This is a genomic window from Acidovorax sp. KNOB132, from assembly GCF_057541515.1.
Map to the genome: position 1 here is coordinate 1 of NZ_BAAJYT010000558.1, position 1,137 is coordinate 1,137.

Genomic DNA, 1,137 nt, shown 5'->3' on the forward strand with positions numbered 1-1,137 from the left:
TGCCGGCCATCGGCGCCTGGGTGTTCGAGCCCGATGGCCGCGCCGCCCTGTACCGCAAGCGCCACCTGCACCCCGGCGAAAACACCTTCGCCAGCCCGGGCACCGAGGATTTCCACGTGCGCCCCCTGGCCGGCCAGCCCACCGCGCTGGCCGTGTGCGCCGACACCACGCACCCCGAACACGCCCGCGCCGCACGCGCAGGCGGCGCGGCGCTGTATGCCTGCGGCTCGGTGATCTCCGAAGGCGCCCATGCGCGCGAGACCGCGCAGCTGCAGGGCTACGCGGCCGAGTGGGGCATGGCCGTGCTGCTGGCCAACCACGGCGGGCCCACCGGCGGCTACGCCTGCGCCGGCCGCAGCGCCTTCTGGGCGCCGGGCGGCGCCTGCGTGGTGGCCGCCCCGGGCACGGGCACCTGCCTGGTCATCGCGGAGCGCGATGGCAACGGCGATGGGTGGCAGGGCCGCGTGCTCCCCACAGAACCCGGCCGGCCCGGCACCGCGGGCGTGGCAGGGCAGTGACCCCCGCCCGCGCCCTGTACTCGGCCATCACCTGGCTGGCCCAGCCGCTGCTGCGCGCCAAGCTGCGCCGCCGCGCCGCCACCGAACCCGGCTACGGCGTGGCCGTGGAAGAACGTTTCGGCCACTACCCGCAGGCGATGGACAGCCTGGCCCCCATCAGCACCACCGGCTTGGGCAACCCCTTCGTCTGGGTGCATGCCGTCTCGCTGGGCGAGACCCGGGCCGCCGCCATCCTGCTGGCCGAGCTGCGCCAGTTGCTGCCCGGCATGCGCCTGCTGCTCACCCATGGCACCGCCACCGGCCGCGCCGAAGGCGAGAAACTGCTGCAACCCGGCGACGTGCAGGTCTGGCAGCCGTGGGACACGCCCGGCGCGGTGCGGCGCTTTCTGCAGCAGTTCCGCCCCGAGATCGGCATCCTCATGGAAACCGAGATCTGGCCCAACCTGCTGGCCGGCTGCCGCCAGCGCGGCATTCCCGTGGTGCTGGCCAACGCCCGCCTCAACGCAAAATCGCTCGCCGGCGCACGCCGCCTGTCATGGCTGTCCCGCCCCGCCTACGCGGGCCTGGCCGCCGCCTGGGCCCAGACCGAGGCCGACGCCGAGCGCCTGCGCGCGGCCGG

Annotated in this window: 2 protein-coding genes; both read left to right on the plus strand. The window is 75.3% G+C overall.

Going from position 1 to position 1,137, the window contains the following annotated elements; genetic code table 11:
- Positions 1 to 518 (plus strand): nitrilase-related carbon-nitrogen hydrolase (locus tag AC27IO_RS24615; RefSeq protein ID WP_498741263.1); only part of this gene is annotated, 518 nt, incomplete at its 5' end.
- Positions 515 to 1,137 (plus strand): 3-deoxy-D-manno-octulosonic acid transferase (locus AC27IO_RS24620; RefSeq protein ID WP_498741264.1); only part of this gene is annotated, 623 nt, incomplete at its 3' end. The genes AC27IO_RS24615 and AC27IO_RS24620, both read left to right, overlap by 4 nt.